The sequence below is a fragment of the Microbacterium lemovicicum genome, from assembly GCF_003991875.1.
Taxonomy (GTDB): domain Bacteria; phylum Actinomycetota; class Actinomycetes; order Actinomycetales; family Microbacteriaceae; genus Microbacterium; species Microbacterium lemovicicum.
In genome coordinates this window covers 2,226,344-2,249,847 of the sequence record NZ_CP031423.1, presented here as the reverse complement: position 1 = coordinate 2,249,847, position 23,504 = coordinate 2,226,344, and the positions used below count along the sequence as shown (strand labels likewise).

Below are 23,504 nucleotides of genomic sequence, written 5' to 3'. Positions count from 1 at the left end.
ACTCGACGTCATGCCCAACGGACTCATCCACGACGACAGCCTCCGCACGCACGCCGACGGTCTTGCGCTGCGCCTCACCATCCCCTGGTACCGCAGCCTCTGGCTGTCGTCGGTCGGCTCGCTCGAGCTCACCGTCGACGGCGCGGCGGTGGACGCCGCCGACCTGAGCTTCGAGCTGGGCGACCGCACCTACGCGCTCGACGAGCTGCCCGACCAGAGCGAGACGCTGTGGTTCCTCCAGGAGCATCCGCTGCTCGTGGTGCGCCGTGAGGCTCCCGTCGCACTCGGAGAGACCCACGAGATCACCCTGATCGGCCAGCTGCGGCTGCCGTACATGCAGATCGCGCCCGGCCAGGACGGCGGCCCGGGTATGTACGTGCCGAACTTCGTCCGCGACGTCAGGACGCTCACGGTGACGGATCAGGATGCGGCGGCTCCGGCCCTCGTCTCCGATGTGCCGCCGGCACCCGAGGCGACCGAGCACGATCCGTTCAAGCTCGGACTGACCCTCTACTCGGCCAGCGCCGAGTTCCGCGCCGGGTGGTTCGACTTCGACGGCCTGCTCGACCGCGTCGCCGAGCTCGGCATCGGCCCGGGCATCGAGATCGTCGCGAGCCAGGTCGTGCCCACGTATCCCGTGGTGTCCGACGACTTCGCCCGCACGTGGCGCGACGCGTTCGACCGCCACGGCTTCGACGCCAGCTCGTTCGGCGCGAACCTCGACATGGGCCGCCGGCGCGATCGTGACATGACGCCCGATGAGGAGTTCGACTTCAGCGAGCTGATGTTCCGCGGCGCCAAGAAGCTCGGCTTCCCGCTCGTGCGCATCCAGTCGGCCAAGCCGGAGCTGCTGCGCCGCCTGCTGCCGATCGCCGAGGAGCTCGAGCTCAAGCTCGCCTACGAGATCCACGCACCGATGGGCCCGAACGCCGAGGCGATCCTCAAGGTGCGCGACACGTACGCCGAGCTGGACTCGCCTCTGCTCGGCTTCGTCGCGGACTTCTCCTCGACGATGCACGCCATGTCGCCGACGTTGCTGCGCGCCGTGTCGCGCGCCGGCCTCGACGGTGAGGCCGTCGAGCGCCTGCAGACGATCTGGGCGACCGACGCCACGATGCAGGAGCGTCAGCAGGAGTTCATCGGGTACCTCAAGGGACGGGACTTCGACCCGGGTCGACTGGGGTCGTTCGCACACCTGGCCTTCAACATGCACGGTCACGTCGCGCCGCAGGAGTGGGCCGATATCATGCCGCAGATCCTCCATGTGCACGCGAAGTTCTACGACATCGACGAGAACGGCCAGGAGCCGGCCATCGACTACCCGGAGCTCGTGCGCGTGTTCGTCGAGGGCGGCTACCGCGGCTACTGGTCGAGCGAGTGGGAGGGTCACGCCTTCGCCGAGCTGGGCGAGGTCGACCCGTTGCTGCTCGTGCGCAAGCAGCACGATCTCATCCGCTCCGCCATGCGTCAGACGCAACCCGCGTGAGCGGGCCGGCGGACGCAGCGGTCGATCTCCGCGCGATGCCGCTCGCGAAGAGCCTCGCCTACCTTCGCGAGCACGGAGAGCCGGCCGACCCGCGGCCCGACATCGACACGACATCGCTGCGCCGTCGCTTCCCGCACCTGGCGGGAGTGCAGACATCGGACCTGCGCCTGGACTGCCCGGACAGACGCCTGATCGAGGCCCGGCTCTACCGGGACACGACGGCTGCGGCACCCGGTCGCGCCCTCGTCTGGGTGCACGGCGGCGCGTTCATCGGCGGTCATCTCGACATGCCGGAGTCGAACTGGGTGGCCCTCGAGCTGGCGGCACAGGGCATCCCCGTGCTGGCGCTGGACTACGTCAAGTGCCGGGGCGACGTGCACTTCCCCGAGCCCGCCGACGATGTGCTGATCGGCTGGCGGCACGCACTGGCCCATGCCGAGGAGCTCTTCGACGTCGGTCCTGACTCCGTGGTGCTCGGCGGGGCGAGTGCGGGGGGCAACCTGACAGCGGGGATCGTCGCGCGTCTGCGCGACACCGGCGAGGAGGTGCCCTCGGGACTCGTGCTGGTCTACCCGGCGCTCCACCCCGGCGAGCCCGGCCGGACGCCGGACCCCGCGGCGCCCTGGATGGCGCTGGCCATGAACTACTCCGGCCGGGCGGAGGCGCTGGCAGATCCGTACGCGTGGCCCGGCATCGGCAGCGCGGCCGGCTTCCCGCCGACGCTCATCGTGGTGTGCGAGAAGGACGGACTGCGTCCCTCCGGCGAGGCATTCGCCGGGGTGCTCGCGGATGCGGGTGTCCCTGTCGCGCTCCACCTCGAACCCGACGCCGATCACGGACACATCAATGAGCCGGCCGATCCCACCGCCCGCCCCACGGTCGAGGCGATCGTCGACTGGATCCTCGAGGAACGATGACCACCTTCACCAACCCGATCCTGGCCGGTGACCGGCCCGACCCCGCGATCATCAAGGTCGGCGACGAGTACTGGATGACGTACTCCTCGTTCGAGGCGGCGCCCGGACTGCTCCTCTACCGCTCCACCGACCTCGTGAACTGGACGTATGTCACAGCCGCGCTCCCGAAGCCGATCGGCAACACCTTCGCGGTCGACATCGCCGGGCACGACGGACGCTTCTTCATCTACATCCCGTTCATCCCGACGCCGTGGTCGACGCTGACCGACGCCTCGATCTTCGTGATCCACGCCGACGCCATGGCGGGGCCGTGGTCGGAGCCGGTCGACCTCGGCATCCGGGGGGCCATCGACCCCGGACACGTCGTGGGCGAGGACGGCAGGCGGTGGCTCTTCGTGAACGGCATCCGCCGCGTCGGGCTCACCGATGACGGGCTGTCGACGGTCGGCGAGCTCGAGAAGGTCTACGACGGCTGGCGCTACCCCGACGAGTGGGTCACGGAGGCCTACGCCCTCGAAGGGCCCAAACTGCTCCGGCGCGGGGAGTGGTTCTACATCGTCAGCGCGGTCGGGGGGACCGCAGGGCCGGCGACGGGCCATATGGTGATCGTCGCCCGCTCGCGCTCGGTGCACGGTCCGTGGGAGAACCACCCGCGCAACCCGATCGCCCGGACGACGGATGCCGGGGAGCACTGGTGGTCGCGCGGGCACGCCACCCTCGTGCCCGGTCCCGGGGCGAACGTGGACGACGACGCGTGGTGGATGGTCTCGCACGGCTACGAGAACGGCTACCGCACGCTGGGGCGGCAGATCCTCCTCGAGCCGATCACCTGGACCGCCGACGGCTGGCCGGAGGCAGGAGTCACGGATATCGGCGGAGAGCTCGAGGCTCCCTCGGGCGCTGCGCCGCAGCATCCGTCTGCCGAGGTCGTCGACGACTTCTCGACGCTCGCTCTGGGGGAGCGGTGGGGCTTCCACGCGCCGTCACCCGATGAGCTCGACCGCGTGCGCCTCGACGACGGGCTGCGGCTGACGGGGAAGGGCGCGGGGATCGGCGACACATCGCCGCTCGCGATGCTGACCGGCGACCACTCCTACGAGGTGGAGGTCGACGTCGATGCGACCGCGCTCCACGGCGAGGCCGGGCTGCTGCTCTTCTTCAACAACCGGCTGTTCGTCGGCATGGGCATCGACGGGCAGGGGATGCGCAGCTACTCCGGCGGCATCCGGACGCACTGGCGACAGCCTGTGCCGATCGCTGACCGCCTGACGCTGCGGATCCGCAACGACGCGCACATCGTGACCGGGTGGTTCCGTGCCGACGGCGGGGAGTGGGAGCGTCACTACGTGCGCTACGAGACGTCCGGCTACCACGCCAACACGATCGGCGACCTGCTGAGCCTCCGCCCCGCGCTGTATGCGTCGGGTGAGGGCGAGGCGGTGTTCCGCGACTTCCGCTACACACCGCTGTCCTGACGCCCGACACCCCTGACCCCCACGTCCGAACACGGACCGCCGCAGACCTGCCGAGGAGCCCCATGACCGACCAGCCCACCACCCGCCCCTGGGCGATCTCCGCCGAGGCGCCGTTCGCGCTCTCGCGCGACGGCGTCCCCGCCCTCCTCCTGGGCGGCCAGGTGCACAACTCCTCGTCCTCGTCGCCGCGGGCGATCGCCGATTCCTTCGCGCACCTGCGGCGGATCGGGGCGAACACCGTGCTCGCCCCGGTCAGCTGGGCGCTGTGCGAGCCCGTCGAGGGCTCGTTCGACTTCGGTCTGGTCGACGCCATGATCACGGAGGCGCGCCGGGGCGGACTGCGGCTGGTGCTGCTGTGGTTCGGTGCCTACAAGAACGCCGCGTCCACCTATGCGCCCCGCTGGGTGCGGGCGGACACGTCGCGCTTCCCGCGCGCCGAGGTCGAGCAGACCCGCGCGCAGGCATTCAGCTACGACGGGGCGATGGCGAAGCCGGTGCTGTCGGTCTTCGGCGCGGAGCTGAGGGAGGCGGACGCGACGGCGTTCGAGGCCCTCATCCGCCACATCGTTGCGGCCGACGCCGACGGCACCGTGGCCATGGTGCAGGTCGAGAACGAGTCGGGGCTTCTCGGCGACAGCCGTGACCGCAGCGCGACCGCAGAACAGGCGTGGACGTCCGCGGTTCCGACGGATCTCGTGGCGCATGTCCGCGACGCATCCGCCCCGACGACCCTCGCCCGCACGCTGTGGGAGACGGCCGGGCAGCGATCCGCCGGCTCCTGGCGCGAGGTCTTCGGCGACAGCTCAGCGGCGCACGAGGTGTTCATGGCGTGGGGGTTCGCGAGCTACGTCGAGCACCTCGCCTCTCGCGGACGCGCGATCGCCGACATCCCGATGTACGCCAACGCCTGGCTCGGTCCGCAGCCGGGACAGGACGAGCCCGGCCAGTGGCCCAGCGGCGGCCCGTCCTCGCGCGTGCTCGACATCTGGCACGCCGTCGCTCCCTCGCTCGCCCTCCTCGGGCCGGACATCTACGTCCAGGACGCGGACGCGGCGATGGCAGATTACGCCACCGGAGCGCAGCCGCTGTTCGTGCCCGAGTGCCGGCCGCGCGCGGGCGAGCTCGTGCGCGCCGTGGGCCGGTACCGCGCGGTGGGCTGGTCGGCGTTCGGCGCGAACGACCTCAACCCCGACGGCCAGGTCGCCGCCACCGTCGGCCTCCTGGCCGCGCTGGAAGAGGAGATCGCGGCCGCCCAGCAGCGGGGAAGCATCGCCGCGGTGGTGCTGGAGCCTGAGACCGACCAGGCGACGGTGCACATCGACGGCGTCGACGTCACCGTGCGCGCCGGTCTCGCCCTCCTCCATCGGATGCTGCTGGATGCGGGCGTCTTCGTGCCCGACCTCGAGGTGTCGGTGCCGGATGAGTCGCTGCCGGGTGCCGAGGTGCCGCACGCCGGAGACAGCCGGCCGTTCGGTCTGATCATCGGCACCGGCGACGACAGCTTCATCGTCGTCGGCCGCGAGCTCGCGCTCGACTTCTTCGTCACCGGCCGCAGAGTGGAGATCGACGAGGTGGAGGAGCTCCTGCTCGAGGACGGACGACTGGTCTCCGGTCGCATCCTCAACGGCGACGAGCGGCTCCATCTCGTGCCCACCCACCACGTCGGGGCGACCCGCATCCGCCTGGTCCGTGTCTGACGCCGTCGCGCCGCAGGACGCGGCGCGACGTCCCCTGCGCTGGGGAGTCGTCGGCACGGGCGGCATCAGCCGTCAGATGGTCTCGGACTTCGCGCTCGTGCCGGATGCGGAGGTGGTCGCGGTGGCCTCGCGCGACCGTGCGCGCGCGGACGCGTTCGCCGACGAGTTCGACATCGCCGGCCGATTCACGGACCGGTCGGAGATGTTCGGCGCGGTCGACGCGGTCTACATCGCCACGCCCCACGTCACGCACTTCGATGTCGCGTCGGAGGCCATCGCCGCGCGCCGGCACGTCCTCTGCGAGAAGCCGCTGGGCATGAGTGAAGAACAGGTGCGAGAGCTCACGACCCGCGCCGCGGATGCCGGCGTCTTCCTCATGGAGGCGATGTGGATGTCGTTCAATCCGCTGATCGCCCGCCTGGTCGCCCTCATCGGCGAGGGAGTGCTCGGCGAGGTCCGCAGCCTCCGCGCCGCGTTCGGCGCGCCGTTTCCGCAGGACGACAGCAGTCGGTGGAAGCCGGGAGGAAGCGCGCTGCTGGATCAGGGGATCTACCCGGTCACGCTGGCCCACACGCTCTTCGGCCCACCGGACTCGATCCGGGCGTCGGGAACGGTGCGAGAGGACGGCGTGGACCTCCGCGAGGAGTTCACCCTGGGCTGGGCGGACGGGCGGTTCGCGCACGGGGCGAGCTCGATGGTCGACTGGCTGGACACGTCGGCGGCCGTCGGCGGCACCGAGGCCTTCGTGACCATCCCCCGGGGCTTCTGGTGGGCGTCTCAGCTCACCGTCCACCACCACATCGGGCGCGGGCAGCACTGCGAGGAGGTCGTCGAGGTCGAGCGCGAGGGCAACGGCTACGTGCCCATGCTGCGCGCGGTGGTCGCGGCCGTCCACAGCGGTGCTCTCGAGCATCCGCTGCACACGGCGGCGACGACCGCGGCCGTCTACCGCACCCTCGACGCCATCCGCAGCGAGATCACCCGGTGACGAGCACCGTGAGCGGTGTGGCATCCGTTCCGTCGGTGATCGTGAGTACCAGCTCGCCCGGCTCGACGACGTAGCGGCTGTCGTCGTCCCAGAAGCCGAGGTCGTCCCACCCTACCTGCAGGGTCACCGTCGTCTTCTCTCCGGCCGGCACGGTGACGCGCCGGAAGCCCCGCAGGCGCTGCACCGGCTGTGCCAGCGTGGCCACGGGGTCGGCGAGGTGGAGGAGGACCACATCGTCGCCGTCGCGCTGCCCGGTGTTGTGCACGTCGACCCGCACGGTCAGCAGAGCTCCCGCGCGAAGATCGCCCGCCGACACCGTCGGAGTGTCCAGCTGCGCACCGTCGAGCCGGAAGGTCGTGTACGACAGTCCGTGCCCGAACGCGAACCGCGGCCCGAGGTCGAGGTCGAGGTACTTCGAGCTGTAGTAGTCGTCCAGGTTGTTCGGGCCCTGCAGCCCGACGTCCCAGCGCTCCACGTCGAGCGACCCACCGGTGCGCGCGGGCCGACCGGTGCGCTCGTGGTCGTGATGGACGGGGATCTGCCCGACGGACCGCGGGAACGTCATGGGCAGCCGTCCGCCGGCATCCACCGCACCCGCGACGACGCGGGCGATCGCCTCGGGGCCGCGCGTGCCGAGGTGCCACGTGAGCAGCACCGCGGGCGCATCGTCGATCCAGTCCTCGACGACGAGGGGACGTCCGCTCGCCAGCAGCACGACGAAGGGCACGCCGGTCGCCGCGATGGCGCGGATGAGCGCGGTCTGGTCCCCCGGGAGACGGATGTCGCTGCGCGAGCTGGCCTCGCCGGAGATCGAGCTCGGCTCGCCGACGGCGACGACGACGAGGTCGTGGTCTGCGGCGAGGGCGACGGCCTCCTCGATCTGCGGGGCGGACGGCGCCAGGAAGTCGGCCCCGTCGGCGATCGTCCACGACGCCTGGGGCAGCTGCGCGGCGAGGGCGTCGGACAACGTGCCCGCCTCGGCGCCGAAGTGCTGCACCCAGGCGCCGAGGTGGTCGGTGCTGCGCGCGTAGGGTCCCGTCAGGAGGATGCGACGCGGCTCGTCCGCGATCGGCAGCAGACCGCCGTCGTTCTTGAGCAGCACGGGGCATCGCTCCGCGGCATGGAGGGCCTCGTCCAGCGTGTCGGACGTGGGCGCGGAGCGCTCGGCCGCGGCATCCGCGTACGGGTGCTCGAACAGGCCGAGGTCGCGCTTGAGGCGGAGGATCCGCAGGACGGCGTCGTCGATGCGTGCCGGGGAGACGTGATCGAGGATGGGCTCGCCGTCGGCGGTGAGCTCGATGCCGCCCATCACGACGTCCAGGCCCGCGGAGAGCGCCCGGCCGATCGCATCGACCTCGTCTGCGGCCACTCCGTGGACGGCCAGCTGCAGCACGCCGTCGGCGTCGCCGACCACGACACCGCCGAAGCCGTACTCGTCGCTGAGCACCTCGGTCAGCAGCCGGCGGTTCGCGTGCATGGGCGTGCCGTTGAGGGAGTTGAAGGAGGCCATGACGGTGGCCGCGCCGGCGTCGACGCCGGCGCGGAAAGGCGTCAGGTACGTCTCGCGCAGCCGCCGCCACGACATGTCGGTCGTGTTGTAGTCGCGTCCGCCTTCGGCCGCCCCGTAGGCCACGAAGTGCTTGAGGCAGGAGGCGATGCGCTCGGAGGAGCTCAGGTCGTCGCCCTGGTAGCCGCGCACCTTCGCGGCGCCGAAGGCCGACGTGAGGAAGGAGTCCTCGCCGAATCCCTCGACCACGCGTCCCCACCGAGGATCGCGTGTGACGTCGACCATGGGCGAGAAGGTCCAGGTGACGCCGCCCGACCGTGCCTCCGTCGCGGACACGAGGGCGTCCGCCTCTGCGACGGCGAGATCGAAGCTCGCCGCCTGGGCGAGGGGAGTGGGGAAGATCGTGAACTGCCCGTGCACGACATCGAGACCGATGAGCAGGGGGATGCCGTGGGCGCTCTCCTCGACGGCGGCGCGCTGCAGGGCGTTCGTCTTCTCCGCACTCTGCGGCCAGAACAGAGCGCCGATGCCGGCGCGGGCGAGAGCGAGCGCATCGGCCTCGTCGCGGCGCCAGAGGATCTGCAGCTGGGCGAGCTTGTCGGCCGGGCTCATCCGGGCGAGGAGGGCGTCGAGGTCGGGCGTGGTCATCGTGTCTCCGGGAGTCGAGCGGGAAAAGGGGAGCGGCCGCCCGGGGATGCCCCGGACGGCCGCTGTCGTGCTGTGACTTACTCGCCCCAGGCGGCGTCCATGTCGCTGAGCACCTGATCGACCGTCTTCTGGCCGGTCAGCAGACCCTGCACACCGGCGCCGAGCGCGTCGTAGACGGCTCCGTTCGGCCAGGCGGCGTTGGGCAGACCGGCGTAGTCGCCGGCGCTCAGGAGGTCGGCGATCGGAGCGTACGAGGGCAGCAGGGTGCTCTTGTCGATGCCCGTGATCGGGACGGATCCGGAGAGCTTCGCGTACGCGGCGGACTCCTCAGGCGTGGCGACCCAGTCGAGGAACGCCTGAGCGGAGGCCTTCACCGCGTCGTCGGACTTCGCGTTGATCGCCCAGGCGTAGTTGGCGCCGGTGACGGTGAACGCCTTCTCGCCCTTCTTCGGCGGGAACGCCTGCACGTTGAGGTCCTGACCGGTCGCCTCGGCGATGGAGGCTGCCGCGCTGCCGGGGACGGCGGCGGTCAGCGCCGTGCCGCCACCCAGGCCGGCCGTGATGTTGTCGAACGTGCCACCGGCGGCACCGTCCTGGAAGCAGCCCTTGTCGTTCATCTCGACGATGTCGTCGAGGACGTCCTTCCAGCCGCTGTCGGCGAAGGTGACCTTGCCGTCGGCGCGCTGCTCGTTCCAGTCGGGCGTCTCTGAGTAGACGCGCGTGGCCGAGATCAGCTGAGCCATGAGTCCGGTGTTGAAGGGGATGCCTCCGGCGAGGACCGAGAAGGTCTTGCCGGCGTCGCGGGCCGTGGTGCAGGCCGTGAGGAGCTCTTCATAGGTCGTCGGGTACGTGACCTTCGCCTCTTCCGCGGCGGTCACGTTGAACACGAGTCCGACCGGGGTGAGGGCGGTCGGCTGGGCGTACGTCTTGCCGTCGACCTGGAAGAGCGTCTCGCTGCCGGCGGGCAGGAGGCCGGCGGAGGTGTCATCGAGAGGGGCCAGGAAGCTGGCCTCGGCGAGGCTGATCACCGAGATCGGCTGACCGGTGCCGGGCGAGAGGATCATCACGTCGGCCGCGTTGCCGCCCTGGAGCTGCGTCGTCACCTGCGTGTTGTACGCGTCGGACGGGTAGGGGATGACCTCGATGGGGACCCCGGTCTCGTCCGAGTACTTCTTCGCGGTCTGGGCGTAGAAGTCGTCGGCGTCGTTGGCCTGGGCGACCATGATCGAGAACCCGGTCGTGGCGGGATCGCCGGACGCGCCCCCGCCGTTGTCGGTCGAGCCGCCGGAGCAGCCGGCGAGAACCAGGACGCCGGCCACGGGGACCGCGAGAAGCGACCATCGGAGCTGTCGGCGAAGCATGTGCTGTGACATTGTTCGAACCTTTCGTGACGTCATCGTCGCCAGCGGCGCAGCTGGCTCGGCTCGGGGGCCGCAGGAACAGACTGACAGCATTTGCATCATTTCGACATAACAACCGCTTATGTGCGCCTATAGCCCCGCTGATCCGCCCGGCGAGCCCGCTCAGGCGAGGCGCAGCCGCACCGGTCCGAGCAGGCCCGCCGGTTCCACTGCCGCCGTCGGCTCGAAGACCCCGGTCATCGGCGCGAACACCTCGCCGGACGCCTCGGCGCCCTCGGCGATGAGCCGGTTGCGCCACGGGTTCGCCACCTCGATCTCGAGCTCGTTCTCGCCCGCGTGCAGCGCCGGCGACACCTCGACGCGGAACGGCGCCGTCCAGGCCACGCCGCAGTCGACGCCGTTCACCACGATCCGCGCGATGTCGCCCACGTCCGTGAGCTCGACGACGGCGGTGCGCCCGGCGGCGTCCGGCGTCATCGTGAACCGGTGGCGGTAGACGGCCGTGCCCGAGAACCCCCGTCCGACGTCGCCTGACCAGGGCAGCGGTGCCGGCGAGGTGGTGATCGGCTCCGTGCCGGGCAGCTCGAGCACCCACTCGCCGTCGAGGTGGAGGACGTCGGCACCCGGCTCCGCCACCGCTGTGGCGGGCTCCTCCTGCTCCAGGACGAACACCGAGCCGAAGGGCGGAAGGGTCAGCGCGACCGCCCCGTCATCGGACGCCGCGAACGGGACGTCGCGCACCTCCACGGGGTCCCAGACGGCCAGGGGAGCACCGCTCGCCAGGCGCACGCGCACGTCGAGAGCGGACGCCGCGGGGTTCGCCAGGAACAGCAGCCTCCGGCCGTCCACCACGCGCGAGGTGCGCCGGACGATGCCGCCGCTGGTGACCTCCCATGCCGGAATTCGGCCCCGTCGCGCCAGCCCGTCTGCGAGGGAGCCCGGGAAGACTCCGCCCTCACCCCACAGGCGGTCGCAGAGGGCGGAGAAGTCCGCGGGATCGTCGCTGAGGGACGGTGAGCGGGTCGGACGATCGCCGATGACGGCGGCTCCGGCATCCACGAGTCGTCCGACCTCGGTGAGCGCAGCGCACGTCATCCGCGCCGAGGAACCGCCGAGGAAGAGGACGGCGTAGTCGGCGCCGTCGGCGACGATGCGGCCGCCTTCGACGCGGAGGATGTCGCGGAGGGCGTCCGGCCCGACGTAGTCATGGTCGAAGCCGTCGGGCACCGCGGTGTCGAGGTGCGAGCCGAATAGCCCCGTCACCGGAGCCTCCTCTCCCACGAAGACCGCGACGTCGACATCGGGTCGTCCCGCCGACAGCAGTGCGCTGCACCGGGCGAGGTAGTCGATCCACGGGCCCGCCATGCCGCTCCACGTCTCATGGACCGTGAAGGCCTGACCGAGGAACGGCGCGAGCGCGATGCCCGGCGGCGGGGCGGCGATGGGCTGATGGGGCGAGGTGTGGATGCAGAACCGGGTCACGCCGAGCGTCAGCTGCAGGTCGGCGATGTGCTTGAGCGCCTTCGGCGACCACGACCAGGGCCGGCCGAACGAGGTGAACGCCTCGCTGCCCGTCCAGTCCTTGCCGTAGACGTGCGCGACGGATGCTGCGCCCTTGAGATCCGCGACGTAGGTCGGTCGCGGCGATCCGTCGGCATCGAACGTCCACATCGCTCCCATCGGGACATCGGCCTGCGCACGCATCGCCAGGTCGTCGCCGAGCTGCGGGCGACGGTCTTCGAGGGCTTCCGCGTAGTACCGCATGCCCCGGCGGCGGGCCTCGCTACCGAGGGTGCCGTAGTACTCCTGCGCCAGCAGCTCCGCGATGGTGCGGCGCCAGTCGAAGAGGAAGGCGTCCGACTCCTCGGGCGACCCGACAACGAACCCCGCCAGCGCGGGCAGCCAGGGCCGGGCGCCGTACCCCCGGCGCGTGGCGAACTCGTCTTCGATGCGGTCGGTCCAGTTCTGAGAGCCCGACTCGATGCTGTCGCTGAGGAGCGCGGCGAAACGGGAGGGTGCTCCGTCGTCGCCGAGGCGGGAGAGGTGCACGCGGAGGTACTCCGCGACCCGTCGCGCGTCGAGCTTGTCGACCTCGAGCCCGGTCGAGTCGGCCGGAGCGGGTCCGTTCGTCTGCCCGGTGAGGGAGGCGCCGAGGCGCACGATGCGCCAGCCTCCGGCCGGCGCCGCCCAGTCGAGCACGCCGTCGCGCACGTGCGCGGTCACGTCGATGACGTCGCGCGCGTCGACGACGCCGAGCGCGCCGGTCGTGTCGCTGTCGACGGCGTAGTAGTCGTCGACCACGCCGAACCCGGCCTTCACCTCGGCGTGATGCACGCGCGAGGCCGGGAACAGGGCGAACTGCGACACCAGGAAGGCATCCGCACGACGCAGCACCGGCGGCATCCGCACCCCCTCCTCCCGGGGAGGGAGCGCCTCGGCCGCGCTCGCCCCGGAGAGCCGGAGGCGGAAGCGGCGTGCGGTCACCGGCGCGAACGACGCGGTCCGCGCGGGGACGGTGGTCACATCGAGCCGGGCGACCTCGTGCCAGGTGCCGCCGTCGTCCGAGCACTCGAGCACCGCATCCGGCGGCGGCGCCGCGCCGAAGCCGCGCGGCCCGGGCAGGCCGACGACGACGGAGCGCACGGTCACCGGCGCGGCGAACGTCTGCTCCAGCCATCCCTCCGACCACGCGTCGGGATCGCGGGAGATGCTCAGCGCGTCGGAGAACGAGCCGTCGGCGAGACGCTCCGTGTGCTCGACCGCGCCGGACGCACTGACGGCATCGGGGGAGAGGGCGTGCAGGCCATCGTGGTCGGGGAGCGCGAGCACGGCCCAGTCGACGACGTAGCCGGGAGACGCCGGCGCTCCCCATCGCGGCGTGTCCTGGAAGAGCCCCGGCACGGACGGGAGCTCGGCGAGTCGCGCCTCCACGCGCTCGCCGCCGCCGACGATGGTCTCGCTCCAGACGACCTTCTTCATCGCGTCCTCCGGGCGCACCCACGGACCCCCGGCGGCGCTCCAGCCCGAGGAGGTCGCGACCGCCAGCTCCAGGCCGAGGTCGTCCGCGGTGCGCACGGCGGTGTCGACGGCTTCGGTCCATGCCGGCGAGCCCGGCCGCACGGCTTCGGGAACCACCAGCGGCATGCCCATCCCGCCGTCGAACATCTGGACTCCGCGGACGCCGACGCCGTGCAGCCACGTCAGATCGCGGACGATGCCCTCGGGATCGATGTTGCCGTCCATCCAGTGCCACCAGGAGCGCGGACGCGCTTCGTCGGGAGGCCGGGTGAAGGCGTCCCACAGAGCATCGGTCGCCGGCGTCGACGGCCGGGCGTCGGGAGAGGCGTGAGGGGTCGCGTCATCGAAAGAGGTCACAGCGAAGCATCCTGACACCGTCCGTCGCCTGCGTCACGGCCTCGTGGTCCCGGGGACTTATACCGAGTATCGCCATGACTAATGTGTGATTCCGACGCAAGCGTGTGATAGTGGATCGCGAGCGCACCACGCCTTCCCGGAGCGCATGACGACGAGGTCAGAGAGCAGACGACGTGACGATCGAGCAGGACAGTACTCGCACCCTCACCGTGCCTCCCAAGGCTCGGAGAACTCCGCCGCCCAAGAGCCGCAACCGCGCGCTCATCAGCTACGGCCACTGGTGGTGGGCCCTCCCCGCCGTCGTGCTGGTCATCGGCGTCCACTACGCCGCGACGCTGACGGGCGGCTTCTTCGCCTTCACGAACTGGACCGGCCTGGGCAAGTTCGACATCATCGGCTTCAAGAACTTCGAGAAGATCTTCGCCGACCCGCAGCTCCTCGGTGCCGTGTGGAACACCCTGTTCCTCGCCTTCGGCTCCGTCATCCTCACGAACATCGTCGGCCTGCTGTTCGCGCTCGCCATCAACCGCACGCTCAAGTCCCGGTACATCCTGCGGACGCTGCTGTTCATGCCGGTGGTGCTCAGTCCGCTCGCCGTGGCCTACGTCTGGAAGTTCATCTTCCAGTTCGACGGCCCGCTCAACGATCTGCTGGGTGCGGTGGGGCTGTCCGAGTTCCAGAAGGTGTGGCTGGCGGACCCGACCTGGTCGATCTGGGCGATCCTCCTGACCGTCGTCTGGCAGCAGACCGGCTTCACGATGGTCATCTATCTCGCCGGACTGGCCTCTGTGCCGGTCGAGGTGGAAGAGGCCGCCGCGCTCGACGGGGCCGGCATGTGGGCGCGGTTCTGGAACGTCACCGTTCCGGCCATCCGCCCTTCCATCGCCATCGCGACCACGCTCGGCATCATCCAAGGCCTGCGCATCTTCGACCAGATCCTCGCCCTCACCGGCGGCGGACCGGCCGGTGCCACGGAGACGCTCGCGACCGAGGTCTACAAGCAGGCCTTCTCGCTCGGTCAGTTCGGCTTCGGCTCCGCCCTCGCCCTGGTGCTCACCGTCGTCATCCTGGCATTCGCCATCCTCCAGCAGTACGTGACCCGCGACCGCGAAGCCGGAAAGGCCTGACATGTTCCGCTACACCAAAGCCACCGCGGTCCGCGAAGTCTTCGTCTGGATCGTGACGCTCATCGGCCTGCTGCCGTTCTACATCCTCATCGTCACGTCTCTGAAGACCGACAAGGAGACGCTCACCACGAGCGCCGTCGCCCCGCCCAGCGGACTGGACTTCACCGCCTTCGTGCAGGTGCTCACCACCACGGGTCGCAACAGCATCCCGATGAGCATCCTGAACAGCGTCATCATCACCGCCGGCGCCGTCTTCGGGCTCGTGCTGCTGGGCTCGATCGCGGCGTACGTGATCGCCCGGCGCACCCGCCGGTGGACGACGATCACGTTCTACCTGGTGCTGATCGCGATCATCCTGCCCGCGCAGCTGGGCACCGTACCGCTGTACATCGGCGCGCGCACGATCGGGCTGACCGGCAATGCGCTGGGCATGATCCTCCTGTGGATCGGCATCCTGCTGCCCCTGTCGGTCTTCCTCTACGCGAGCTTCTTCCGCGGTCTGTCCACGGAGTACGAGGAGGCGGCGGTCATCGACGGCGCCTCGCCGACGCAGGCCTTCTTCCGCGTGGTGCTCCCGCTCATGGCGCCGGCGACGGGCACCGTGGCGATCCTCGCCGGGCTCATCGTCTGGAACGACTTCTTCAACTCGCTGATCTTCCTCGGCGGCTCGACGACGCAGACCCTGCCGGTCGCGATGTACACCTACGTCGGCGGTCTCGTGTCGGCATGGAACAAGATCTTCGCCGTCGTCATCATCTCGATGGTGCCGATCCTCGCGTTCTACATGTTCGCGCAGAAGCAGTTCATCCAGGGCTTCGCCGGCGGACTCAAAGGCTGATCGCGTGCTCCGTCTGCTCGATCGGCTCGACGAACCGCTCTCCGGCGGCGACGACCGACTGCACCTCGCGGGCGGCATCGCGGAACAGCGAACGCATCCAGGCATGCTCCGGGTCGCGCTCGTGGACGGGGTGCCACCAGAGGGCGTTCGCCGTCGGCGTGGCGTCGAAGGGCGGCTCGAGGATGCGGATGCCGGGAAGGCGGCCGATCTCGGGTGCGAGGGCTGCCTGCACGAGACCGAGACGCGTGGTCCCGACCACGAAGCTCGGCAGCGAGAGGAAGCTCTCGACGATCACCTGCACGTCGGGCTCGATACCCAGGAGCTGCAGCTGGCGGCCCGCCGAGGTGAACGCGGAGCGCGAGCGGTAGGTGAACACCCACGGGCACGCCGCGAGGATCTCCATGCTGAGCCCGTCGGCGATGAGCGGGTTCGCCTCGTCGGCGACGATCACCCAGCGGTCGCGCCACAGGTCCTCGTACGGCAGATCGGTGAGGTAGCCGTGGGGGATGACCATCGCGTCGACCGATCGCAGGCTGTTGGCGGCATCGTCGACGATCGTGTTGTTGTGGAGCAGGAATCGGAAGCGCACTCCGGGCGCGGCCTCCGCCGCCGCACGGGAGACCGCGGCGCCGATCGTGGCGAAGCCGTAGTCGGAGCCGTAGACGGAGAATTCGCGCGTCGACTCGTGCGGCGTCCACGTCGCCTGGCTCTCGAAGACCCTGCGCGCCGCGTCCAGCGCGATCGTCGTGTGCTCCGACAGTCGCAGCGCGAGCGGGGTGAGCTCGTACGCGTTGCCGCGGCGGGCGAGGATCGGGTCGTTGAAGTGGTTGCGCAGGCGGGCCAGCGACGCGCTCAGGGCCGGCTGGCTGAGATGCAGCCGCTCTGCCGCCCGCGTCACGCTCCGCTCGGTGAGCAGTGCGTCGAGAGCGACCAGCAGGTTGAGGTCGAGTCGCGACAGAAGAGGTTGATCGGCCACGGCGATGTGATCCTTCGCTCGACGTCGGGTGAAGCATCCATCTTATCGACCCTGTCTATCCACCAGCCAGAAGGCATCGGTGCGGCCGATGAGTGAGGTGCGTGCGGACTTCGAGGCGTTCTGCGACCTCTTCTACACGCGGAAGCGGGTGGCGGAGGCGTTCGCCCTGCTCGTGTCGGACGACTACATCCAGCACAACCCCACCATCGGCGACGGGCCGCAGCCCGCGATCGACATGCTGACGCCGAAGTTCGACGGGTCGCCCGACGCGCGCTTCGAGATCCAGCGCATCCTCGTGGACGGCGATTTCGCCATGGTCCACGTCAAAGCCTCCCGCCCCGGCGCGCCCGACGCGGCCGTGGCGGACATCTACCGATTCGAGAACGGCCGGATCGTCGAGCACTGGGACGTGCTGCAACCCGTCCCGGCGCATGCCGTTCACGACCATCCGATGTTCTGACCCAGGAGACACCATGTACCAGCTCGCACCCAACATCGAACTGCTCTTCACCGAGGCCGGCGACTATCACGACCGCGTGCGCGCCGCCGCCGCCGCGGGCTTCGACGCCGTCGAGATGTGGGGCCCGACCGGTGCCGACGCGCCGGCCACGCCCAAGGACCTGCCCGCGCTGAAGGCGGCGCTGGAGGAGACGGGCACCCAGCTCACCGCGCAGCTGGCCGAGCCCCGGACGCAGTTCATGATCCCGCCGTGGGACCACTCCGAGTTCTTCCGCAAGCTGGACGAGGGCGTGCAGATCGCCCACGACCTCGGATGCCCGCGCATGGTCGTGGGCAGCGGCACCGGCTTCGGCGGGTGGAAGCGGCAGGTGCAGCTGGACAAGCTCGTCGAGATCTACCAGAAGGCGATCGCGCAGATCGACGGGTCGGGCATCACTCTCGTCCTCGAGCCCGTCAACGTGCGCGTGGATCACCCCGGATCTCTGCTGGACCGCACGGCGGAGGGCGTCTACGTCGCCCGCGGCGTCGACTCCCCGTACTTCGGCGTGCTGTACGACATCTACCACTCGGCCGTGGAGGGCGAGGACATCGAGACCGAGCTGACGAACGCCGGCTCGCTCATCAAGTACGTCCAGCTCGCCGACGCCCCCGGCCGCGGCGAGCCGGGCACCGGCGACCTCGACTGGCCCGCCACCCTCGCCGTTCTGCGCAGCTCGGGCTACGACGGGCCGATCGGCCTCGAGTACTACCCGCAGGCCGCATCCGATGAGTCGGTGCGCTACATCCGCGACGTGGCGGCCCAGGCATGACCGGCCGTTACCCCGCGTCCGTCGACGTCGCGATCGTCGGGAGCGGCCCCGCCGGCGCCGCCTACGCCCGCATCCTGAGCGAGCGCGCGCCCGAGGCGACAATCGCGCTGTTCGAGGTGGGGCCGACGGTCACGTACCCTCCCGGTGCGCACGTGAAGAACATCGCCGATCCGGCCGAGCGCGCCGAGGCGCAGACCCGGTCGGAGGGTCCACACGCCGTCGTGACCGCCGACCGCACGGGCGGCATCGTCAAGACGAGCCAGCGTCGCGCCCGGCCGGGTACGTATCTGCTGGAGAGCGGCTACCAGGTCGAGGGTGAAGACGGGCTGCCCGTCGCGGCGATGTCGAGCAACGTGGGCGGCATGGCCGCCCACTGGACCGGGGCCTGCCCTCGGCCCAACGACAGCGAGCGCATCACCGTTCTCGACGCCGAGGGCAAGCTGGATGAACTTCTTTCGGAAGCCGAGCGGCTCCTCGGCGTCACGACCGATGCCTTCGACCAGTCCGCGTACGGCTCGCTCGTGCGCGACCGTCTCGCCGCGGCCGAGGACGAGGGCCGCATCGCGGCGACCCGCGTGCAGCGGATGCCGCTCGCCGTGCACCGTCGCGACGACGGCAACCTCGTCTGGTCGGGCTCGGACGTCGTCTTCGGCGACGTCACGCGCGAGAACCCGCGCTTCACGCTCTTCGACGAGTCCCTCGTCACCCGCGTGATCGTCGAGGACGGACGCGCCGCCGGCGTGGCCGTGACCGATCGCCGCACGGGGGAGACCTCGGAGGTGCGGGCGCGCTTCGTCGTCGTGGCGGCGGACGCCCTGCGCACGCCGCAGATCCTGTGGGCGTCCGGCATCCGTCCCGACGCCCTCGGTCGCTACATCAACGACCAGGCCCAGATCGTCTTCGCCGTGCGCATCCGCGACCTTCCCGCGCTCGAGGGCGAGGGCGCGGGCGCGACCGGCCTCAGCGAGTACAGCGGCGTCACGTGGGTGCCCTTCACCGACGACATGCCGTTCCACGGCCAGGTCATGCAGCTGGATGCGTCGCCGGTGAAGCTCGCCGACGACGACCCCGCCGCTCCCGGTTCCATCGTCGGACTCGGTCTCTTCTGCGCGAAGGACCTCCAGGAGTCCGACCGCGTGGAATTCTCCGAGACCGACGTCGACGGCTACGGGATGCCGGCGCCCACGGTGCACTACACCCTGACCGACCGCGACCGGGAGGTCATCGCGCGCGGCAAGGAGGAGATCGTCCGCCTCGGCAGGGCCGTCGGCGAGCCCCTCGACGACCGGCCCTTCATGATGCCGCTCGGCGCCTCGCTGCACTATCAGGGCACCACGCGCCTGGGTGCGCAGGACGACGGCAGCAGCGTGTGCTCGCCGCAGGGCGAGGTGTGGGAGGTTCCCGGCCTGTACGTCGCCGGCAACGGCGTCATCCCGACCGCGACGGCCTGCAACCCGACCCTCACCGGCGTCGCCCTCGCCGTCAACGGAGCCCGGGCGATCGCCGACCAGCTCGCTCGTTCCTGAGCGGCCGACCTCTCGCTCGAATCCGAGCAGCCGACATTGCTTATGTCGGTTTCTAGCAATAGTATGGAGAAATCATGACAAAGAAGTCCGCGGCCTCGTCCGCGCCGACGAGGAGGTTCTCGTGATCCCCGACCGCATCATCGAGCAGGGCACGCTCACGACCTCGAACGGCCGCGCGGCCGTCGAGGTGCGGCTGCCCTGGTACCGAGCCCTCCCCGGCTCCTGCATCGCCGGCGCGAAGCTCACGATCGACGGCGTCGAGGCGCCGGCCGAGTCGCTGCGCTGGCGCATGAACGACCGGGAGTTCACCTTCCCGGAGCTCGTCACCGAGACGGACGAGTGGTGGTTCCCGCTGGACTCCGCCGTGCTCTCCGGCGACCTCGACCTCGCCGCCGATGCCGAGCACGAGGTGCGCGTGGACCTGGTGCTCTACATCCCCTACATCATCATCTCCGACAGCGAGACGCTCCACATCGAGGAGCACGACGTGAAGACCATGACCGCCCGTCAGCAGCAGGAGGCACACGCATGAGCGCGCTCGGAACCCCGATCCAGGGCGTCACGCTCTACAGCTTCACGCGCGCCTTCCACGGCCGCGAGTACGACCTCGAAGGACTGATCCGCAAGGTCGCCGCCGAGGGCTACGGCCCCGGGCTGGAGGTCATCGGCTTCTCGAGCTTCCGCGGCTTCCCCGAGGTCGAGGACTCGTTCGCCGGCTGGTTCAAGGACCTCGTCGCCGAGACCGGTCTGGTCACGACCTCGCTCGCCGTGAACGCCGACATCGGCATCCACCGCGACCGCCTCCTCAACCAGGACGAGCTGATCGCGTACATGACGCGCCAGATCAAGGCGGCGGCCACGCTGGGCTTCCCCATCGCCCGCGTGCAGATCTCGATCGAGCCCGACTCGATGGAGGCGCTCGCCCCCATCGCCGAGGAGCACGGCGTCACCCTCGCCCTCGAGGTGCACGCCGACCAGTACGCCTCGCACCCGCGCATCCTCGCGCTGCGCGACCGCTTCGAGAAGGTCGGCTCGCCCTTCCTCGGCTTCACGGCCGACTGGGGCGCCACCGTCAGCGGCTTTGCGCCGTCGCTCATCGAGGCCTACCGTCGCCGCGGTGCGTCGGAGGAGCTCCTCGGCAAGGTCGTCGAGCTGTGGGACACCTACTACGAGCAGGGGCCACCGGCCGATCAGGCCGAGCACGGCAAGCGCTTCGGCTCGTTCATCGGACTGGCCGCCCAGAACGGCCGCCCCGACCTGGGCATCGACTTCGGCATCAACGGCACCGGGCTCTTCGGCCCGGCGCGCGTCGACGACTGGCTCGAGATCGTGCCGTGGATCCGTCACGTGCACGGCAAGTTCTTCGGCATCGACGAGAACGGCGAGGAGCCGTCCGTTCCCGTGCGCGACCTCATCCGTCTCCTCGTGGACAACGGCTACTCCGGTGCCGTCTCCAGTGAGTACGAGGGCTGGCACTGGAACCACTGGAAGAGCCCCTTCGAGATCATCGCCGCCGAACAGGCCGTGCAGCGCTCCGCCGCGCAGGACGCGGGATCGCGCATGATCACGGACGCCGCCGAAGCCCGCCGCACGCTCGACACCCACCTCGCGCACGCCGTGCGCAGCTGAAAGGACCTGGAATGAGCGACGGCATCGCCGGCACCGGCATCAAGCTCGGCACCACCCTCTACTCGATGACCAGCGAGTTCGCGGCGGGTCTGTACACGCCCGAGACGCTGATCAAAGAGGTCCACGACCAGGGCATCGGCCCGGGCGTCGAGTTCAACATCGCCCAACTGCTGCGCACGTACCCCGACGTCGACGACGCGTTCGTGAAGCTGTGGTTCGACTCGCTGGAGAAGTACGGGCTCGAGGCGAGCGCCGTCGGCACCAACCTCGACATGGGGCGCCGCAAGGACCGCGACATGACTCCGGATGAGGAGCACGACTTCCTCGCCCGGCAGCTGAAGACGGCACACACGCTCGGCTTCAAGAGGGTCGTCATCCGCTCCCACGGCAAGGAGCTGCTGCGCAGCCTCCTGCCGCTCGCCGAGAAGTACGACCAGTACCTCGGCTACGAGATCCACGCACCGTCGGGCCCCAACAACCCGCAGGTGCTGCAGATGCGCGAGATGTACGACGAACTGCAGTCGGAGCGGCTCGGCTTCACCGCGGACTTCAGCTCCACGATGCACTCGCTGTCGCCGACGCTGCTGCGCACGCTCGGACAGATGGGCATGGACGAGAAGCACTTCCCGGTCATGGACGAGATCTGGCACGAGCCGACCCCGATGCACGTGCGCAACCAGAAGTTCGAGGACTACCTGAGCGGCGAGGGCGTGGACTTCCTGCGCTTCGGGCCGTTCACGCGCCTGGCCTTCAACATGCACGGCCTGGTGCCGCCGGAGGAGTGGCTCGACATCATGCCGCAGATCTTCCACGTGCACGCGAAGTTCTACGACATCGGCGCCGACGGCGAAGAGCCGGCGATGGACATCCCGCGCATCGTGAAGCAGTTCGTCGAGGGCGGCTACACCGGCTACCTCTCCAGCGAGTGGGAGGGTCACGCCTTCTCCGACCTGGGGGAGTCCGACCCGATCGACCTCGTCAAGAAGCAGCACGACCTCATGCGCCGTGCCATCGAAGACACCGTCGCCGCTCGCGCAGCGGTCTGACCCGGCGCACGAACGCTCATCTAGGAGACATCATGGCCACCCACAACTCGCTGTTCGCCGAAAAGGACGTGCGCCGCACCGACGACGGCCTCGCCGTGTCGCTGCAGCTGCCCTGGTACCGCAGCCTGTGGCTGTCGTCGGTCGACGGCGTCGCCGCCACCGTCAACGGCACACCGGTCCCGACCGATGACCTGCGCTTCTCTCTCGAAGGTCGCGACTACCGCATCGAGGAGCTGCCCGAGCAGTCGGAGACCCTCTGGTTCGTCGCCGACCGCCCCGAGGTGCTCATCCACCTCGACGAGGTGCCGGCCGCCGGCGAGAAGGTCACCGTCGAGGTCGTGCTGACGATGCGTCTGCTGTACATGCAGATCATGCCCGGTCAGGACGGCGGCCCGGGTCGCTACGTCACCAACCGCGTCCCGGTCGAGCGCGAGCTGGTCCTGGCATGACGCAGGGGCGACCGCTCCGCGTCGCGATGATCGGGTACGGCTTCATGGGTGCGGCGCACTCGGTCGGCTGGCGGCAGGCGCCGCGCATGTTCGACCTGCCCGTGCCGGTGGAGATGGCCGTAGTGGTCGGGCGCAACGGCGCGGCCGTCACCGCGGCCGCACAGAAATGGGGCTGGGCGGAGTCGGCCACCGACTGGCGCGAGGTGATCGGGCGCGACGACATCGACATCGTCGACATCGTGACGCCGGGCGACTCCCACGCCGAGATCGCGGTCGCCGCCCTGGCCGCGGGCAAGCACGTGCTGTGCGAGAAGCCGCTGGCCAACACCGTCGCCGAAGCGCAGGAGATGGCGGATGCCGCCGCGCAGGCCGCAACCCGCGGCATCCGCTCGATGGTCGGCTTCACCTACCGCCGGGTGCCGGCCGTGACGCTGCTGCGCGACCTCATCGCCGAAGGCATGGTCGGGCGCGTGCAGCAGGTGCGCGCCGCGTACCGGCAGGACTGGCTGGTGGATCCGGCGATGCCGCTCGCGTGGCGCCTGCAGAAGGAGCACGCCGGTTCGGGCGCCCTGGGCGACATCGGCGCGCACATCATCGACATGACGCAGTTCGTCACCGGCCAGACGGTAGACAGCGTCACCGGTGTGCTCGAGACGATCGTGGCCGAGCGGCCGTTGCAGGGGGAGGGGTCCGGGCTGTCCGGCACCGCGGCCGAGGGGTTCGGCCAGGTCACCGTCGACGACGCCGCGATCTTCACCGGACGCCTCTCGGGCGGCGCGCTCGCGTCGTTCGAGGCCACCCGCTTCGCCACGGGCCGCAAGAACGCGCTGACCATCGAGGTCTCGGGCGACAAGGGCGCCCTGCTGTTCGACCTCGAAGACCTCAACAGCCTGCAGTTCTACGACCGCACCGCGGCCGAGGATCGGCAGGGCTTCACGAAGATCCTCGTGACCGAGGCATCGCATCCCTACGTCGCCGCGTGGTGGCCTGCCGGGCACATGCTCGGCTACGAGCACGGCTTCACCCACCAGGCCGTCGACTTCGTCGCAGCCATCGCCGACGGCACCGATCCGCACCCGTCCTTCGCCGAAGGACTCTCCGTGCAGCAGGTGCTCGACGCGGTCGAGCGGTCGAACGAGAACGACTCCGCCTGGGTGCGTGTGCACGTCCCCGCCGCAGCATCCGTCTGAT

General features: G+C 70.2%; 19 protein-coding genes. 15 read left to right on the top strand and 4 right to left on the bottom strand.

Annotated features, from left to right (window positions below; all coding sequences use genetic code 11):
- Nucleotides 1–10: 10 nt before the first annotated feature.
- The 5 genes from CVS47_RS10560 to CVS47_RS10540 all read left to right on the top strand — a co-directional run bounded on the left by CVS47_RS10560 (nt 11) and on the right by CVS47_RS10540 (nt 6,563).
- Nucleotides 11–1,486, top strand: coding sequence for a C-glycoside deglycosidase beta subunit domain-containing protein (locus CVS47_RS10560; protein ID WP_127096042.1), 1,476 nt, complete (start codon nt 11–13; stop codon nt 1,484–1,486).
- Complete coding sequence (locus CVS47_RS10555) at nt 1,483–2,403, top strand: alpha/beta hydrolase (protein WP_241240115.1); 921 nt, start codon at nt 1,483–1,485, stop codon at nt 2,401–2,403. The genes CVS47_RS10560 and CVS47_RS10555 overlap by 4 nt, the downstream gene beginning before the upstream one ends.
- Complete coding sequence (locus CVS47_RS10550) at nt 2,400–3,878, top strand: family 43 glycosylhydrolase (protein ID WP_127096041.1); 1,479 nt, start codon at nt 2,400–2,402, stop codon at nt 3,876–3,878. The genes CVS47_RS10555 and CVS47_RS10550 overlap by 4 nt, the downstream gene beginning before the upstream one ends.
- A 62-nt stretch (nt 3,879–3,940) precedes the next feature.
- Nucleotides 3,941–5,575, top strand: a complete 1,635-nt coding sequence (locus CVS47_RS10545) for a DUF5597 domain-containing protein (RefSeq protein ID WP_127096040.1) — start codon at nt 3,941–3,943, stop codon at nt 5,573–5,575.
- Nucleotides 5,568–6,563 (top strand): Gfo/Idh/MocA family protein, encoded by a 996-nt coding sequence (locus CVS47_RS10540; protein WP_127096039.1) that lies wholly within the window; start codon nt 5,568–5,570, stop codon nt 6,561–6,563. The genes CVS47_RS10545 and CVS47_RS10540 overlap by 8 nt, the downstream gene beginning before the upstream one ends.
- Here CVS47_RS10540 and CVS47_RS10535 read toward each other — a convergent pair.
- From CVS47_RS10535 to CVS47_RS10525, 3 genes are all read right to left on the bottom strand, one after another.
- The gene (locus CVS47_RS10535; protein WP_127096038.1) at nt 6,553–8,718 is read right to left on the bottom strand and encodes a glycoside hydrolase family 3 N-terminal domain-containing protein; all 2,166 of its coding nucleotides are present in this window, start codon (nt 8,716–8,718) and stop codon (nt 6,553–6,555) included. The genes CVS47_RS10540 and CVS47_RS10535 overlap by 11 nt on opposite strands.
- Nucleotides 8,719–8,795: 77 nt before the next feature.
- Nucleotides 8,796–10,091, bottom strand: a complete 1,296-nt coding sequence (locus CVS47_RS10530; RefSeq protein WP_127096037.1) for an ABC transporter substrate-binding protein — start codon at nt 10,089–10,091, stop codon at nt 8,796–8,798.
- Between the two features lie 150 nt (nt 10,092–10,241).
- Nucleotides 10,242–13,454, bottom strand: coding sequence for a glycosyl hydrolase (locus tag CVS47_RS10525; RefSeq protein WP_241240114.1), 3,213 nt, complete (start codon nt 13,452–13,454; stop codon nt 10,242–10,244).
- Nucleotides 13,455–13,627: 173 nt separating this feature from the next.
- Between CVS47_RS10525 and CVS47_RS10520 the strand changes: the two genes are divergently transcribed.
- Both CVS47_RS10520 and CVS47_RS10515 read left to right on the top strand, forming a co-directional pair.
- The gene (locus tag CVS47_RS10520) at nt 13,628–14,581 is read left to right on the top strand and encodes a carbohydrate ABC transporter permease (RefSeq protein WP_127096036.1); all 954 of its coding nucleotides are present in this window, start codon (nt 13,628–13,630) and stop codon (nt 14,579–14,581) included.
- Between the two features lies 1 nt (nt 14,582).
- On the top strand, nt 14,583–15,419 hold the full coding sequence (locus tag CVS47_RS10515) for a carbohydrate ABC transporter permease (protein WP_127096035.1): 837 nt from the start codon (nt 14,583–14,585) through the stop codon (nt 15,417–15,419).
- Here CVS47_RS10515 and CVS47_RS10510 read toward each other — a convergent pair.
- Nucleotides 15,409–16,395: a LysR family transcriptional regulator gene (locus CVS47_RS10510; protein WP_127096034.1), complete on the bottom strand. Its 987-nt coding sequence runs from the start codon at nt 16,393–16,395 to the stop codon at nt 15,409–15,411. The two genes, CVS47_RS10515 and CVS47_RS10510, sit on opposite strands and share 11 nt — an antisense overlap.
- An 88-nt stretch (nt 16,396–16,483) precedes the next feature.
- Between CVS47_RS10510 and CVS47_RS10505 the strand changes: the two genes are divergently transcribed.
- The 8 genes from CVS47_RS10505 to CVS47_RS10470 all read left to right on the top strand — a co-directional run bounded on the left by CVS47_RS10505 (nt 16,484) and on the right by CVS47_RS10470 (nt 23,503).
- A complete protein-coding gene (locus tag CVS47_RS10505) occupies nt 16,484–16,855 on the top strand; it encodes a nuclear transport factor 2 family protein (RefSeq protein ID WP_127096033.1) in 372 nt (123 codons plus the stop codon).
- A 13-nt stretch (nt 16,856–16,868) separates the two neighbouring features.
- Complete coding sequence (locus CVS47_RS10500) at nt 16,869–17,663, top strand: TIM barrel protein (RefSeq protein WP_127096032.1); 795 nt, start codon at nt 16,869–16,871, stop codon at nt 17,661–17,663.
- Nucleotides 17,660–19,189, top strand: a complete 1,530-nt coding sequence (locus CVS47_RS10495; RefSeq protein WP_127096031.1) for a GMC oxidoreductase — start codon at nt 17,660–17,662, stop codon at nt 19,187–19,189. Before CVS47_RS10500 ends, CVS47_RS10495 begins: the two co-directional genes overlap by 4 nt.
- 121 nt (nt 19,190–19,310) lie before the next feature.
- A complete protein-coding gene (locus CVS47_RS10490) occupies nt 19,311–19,721 on the top strand; it encodes a C-glycoside deglycosidase beta subunit domain-containing protein (protein ID WP_127096030.1) in 411 nt (136 codons plus the stop codon).
- Nucleotides 19,718–20,818 carry a sugar phosphate isomerase/epimerase family protein gene (locus CVS47_RS10485; RefSeq protein ID WP_127096029.1) on the top strand — a complete coding sequence of 367 codons (1,101 nt, stop codon included), beginning with the start codon at nt 19,718–19,720 and terminating at the stop codon, nt 20,816–20,818. The genes CVS47_RS10490 and CVS47_RS10485 overlap by 4 nt, the downstream gene beginning before the upstream one ends.
- A gap of 11 nt (nt 20,819–20,829) precedes the next feature.
- On the top strand, nt 20,830–21,864 hold the full coding sequence (locus CVS47_RS10480; RefSeq protein ID WP_127096028.1) for a sugar phosphate isomerase/epimerase family protein: 1,035 nt from the start codon (nt 20,830–20,832) through the stop codon (nt 21,862–21,864).
- A gap of 32 nt (nt 21,865–21,896) precedes the next feature.
- Nucleotides 21,897–22,313: a C-glycoside deglycosidase beta subunit domain-containing protein gene (locus tag CVS47_RS10475; protein ID WP_127096027.1), complete on the top strand. Its 417-nt coding sequence runs from the start codon at nt 21,897–21,899 to the stop codon at nt 22,311–22,313.
- The gene (locus CVS47_RS10470; protein ID WP_127096026.1) at nt 22,310–23,503 is read left to right on the top strand and encodes a Gfo/Idh/MocA family protein; all 1,194 of its coding nucleotides are present in this window, start codon (nt 22,310–22,312) and stop codon (nt 23,501–23,503) included. The genes CVS47_RS10475 and CVS47_RS10470 overlap by 4 nt, the downstream gene beginning before the upstream one ends.
- The last annotated feature ends 1 nt before the right edge of the window (nt 23,504 follow it).

Coding starts and splice junctions, on each gene's coding strand:
- CVS47_RS10515 (WP_127096035.1), top strand. CDS start 14,583: ATGTTCCGCTACACCAAAGCCACCGCGGTCCGCGAAGTCTTCGTCTGG.
- CVS47_RS10475 (WP_127096027.1), top strand. CDS start 21,897: ATGGCCACCCACAACTCGCTGTTCGCCGAAAAGGACGTGCGCCGCACC.
- CVS47_RS10550 (WP_127096041.1), top strand. CDS start 2,400: ATGACCACCTTCACCAACCCGATCCTGGCCGGTGACCGGCCCGACCCC.
- CVS47_RS10535 (WP_127096038.1), bottom strand. CDS start 8,718: ATGACCACGCCCGACCTCGACGCCCTCCTCGCCCGGATGAGCCCGGCC.
- CVS47_RS10560 (WP_127096042.1), top strand. CDS start 11: ATGCCCAACGGACTCATCCACGACGACAGCCTCCGCACGCACGCCGAC.
- CVS47_RS10500 (WP_127096032.1), top strand. CDS start 16,869: ATGTACCAGCTCGCACCCAACATCGAACTGCTCTTCACCGAGGCCGGC.
- CVS47_RS10505 (WP_127096033.1), top strand. CDS start 16,484: ATGAGTGAGGTGCGTGCGGACTTCGAGGCGTTCTGCGACCTCTTCTAC.
- CVS47_RS10480 (WP_127096028.1), top strand. CDS start 20,830: ATGAGCGACGGCATCGCCGGCACCGGCATCAAGCTCGGCACCACCCTC.
- CVS47_RS10495 (WP_127096031.1), top strand. CDS start 17,660: ATGACCGGCCGTTACCCCGCGTCCGTCGACGTCGCGATCGTCGGGAGC.
- CVS47_RS10530 (WP_127096037.1), bottom strand. CDS start 10,091: ATGTCACAGCACATGCTTCGCCGACAGCTCCGATGGTCGCTTCTCGCG.
- CVS47_RS10545 (WP_127096040.1), top strand. CDS start 3,941: ATGACCGACCAGCCCACCACCCGCCCCTGGGCGATCTCCGCCGAGGCG.
- CVS47_RS10470 (WP_127096026.1), top strand. CDS start 22,310: ATGACGCAGGGGCGACCGCTCCGCGTCGCGATGATCGGGTACGGCTTC.
- CVS47_RS10485 (WP_127096029.1), top strand. CDS start 19,718: ATGAGCGCGCTCGGAACCCCGATCCAGGGCGTCACGCTCTACAGCTTC.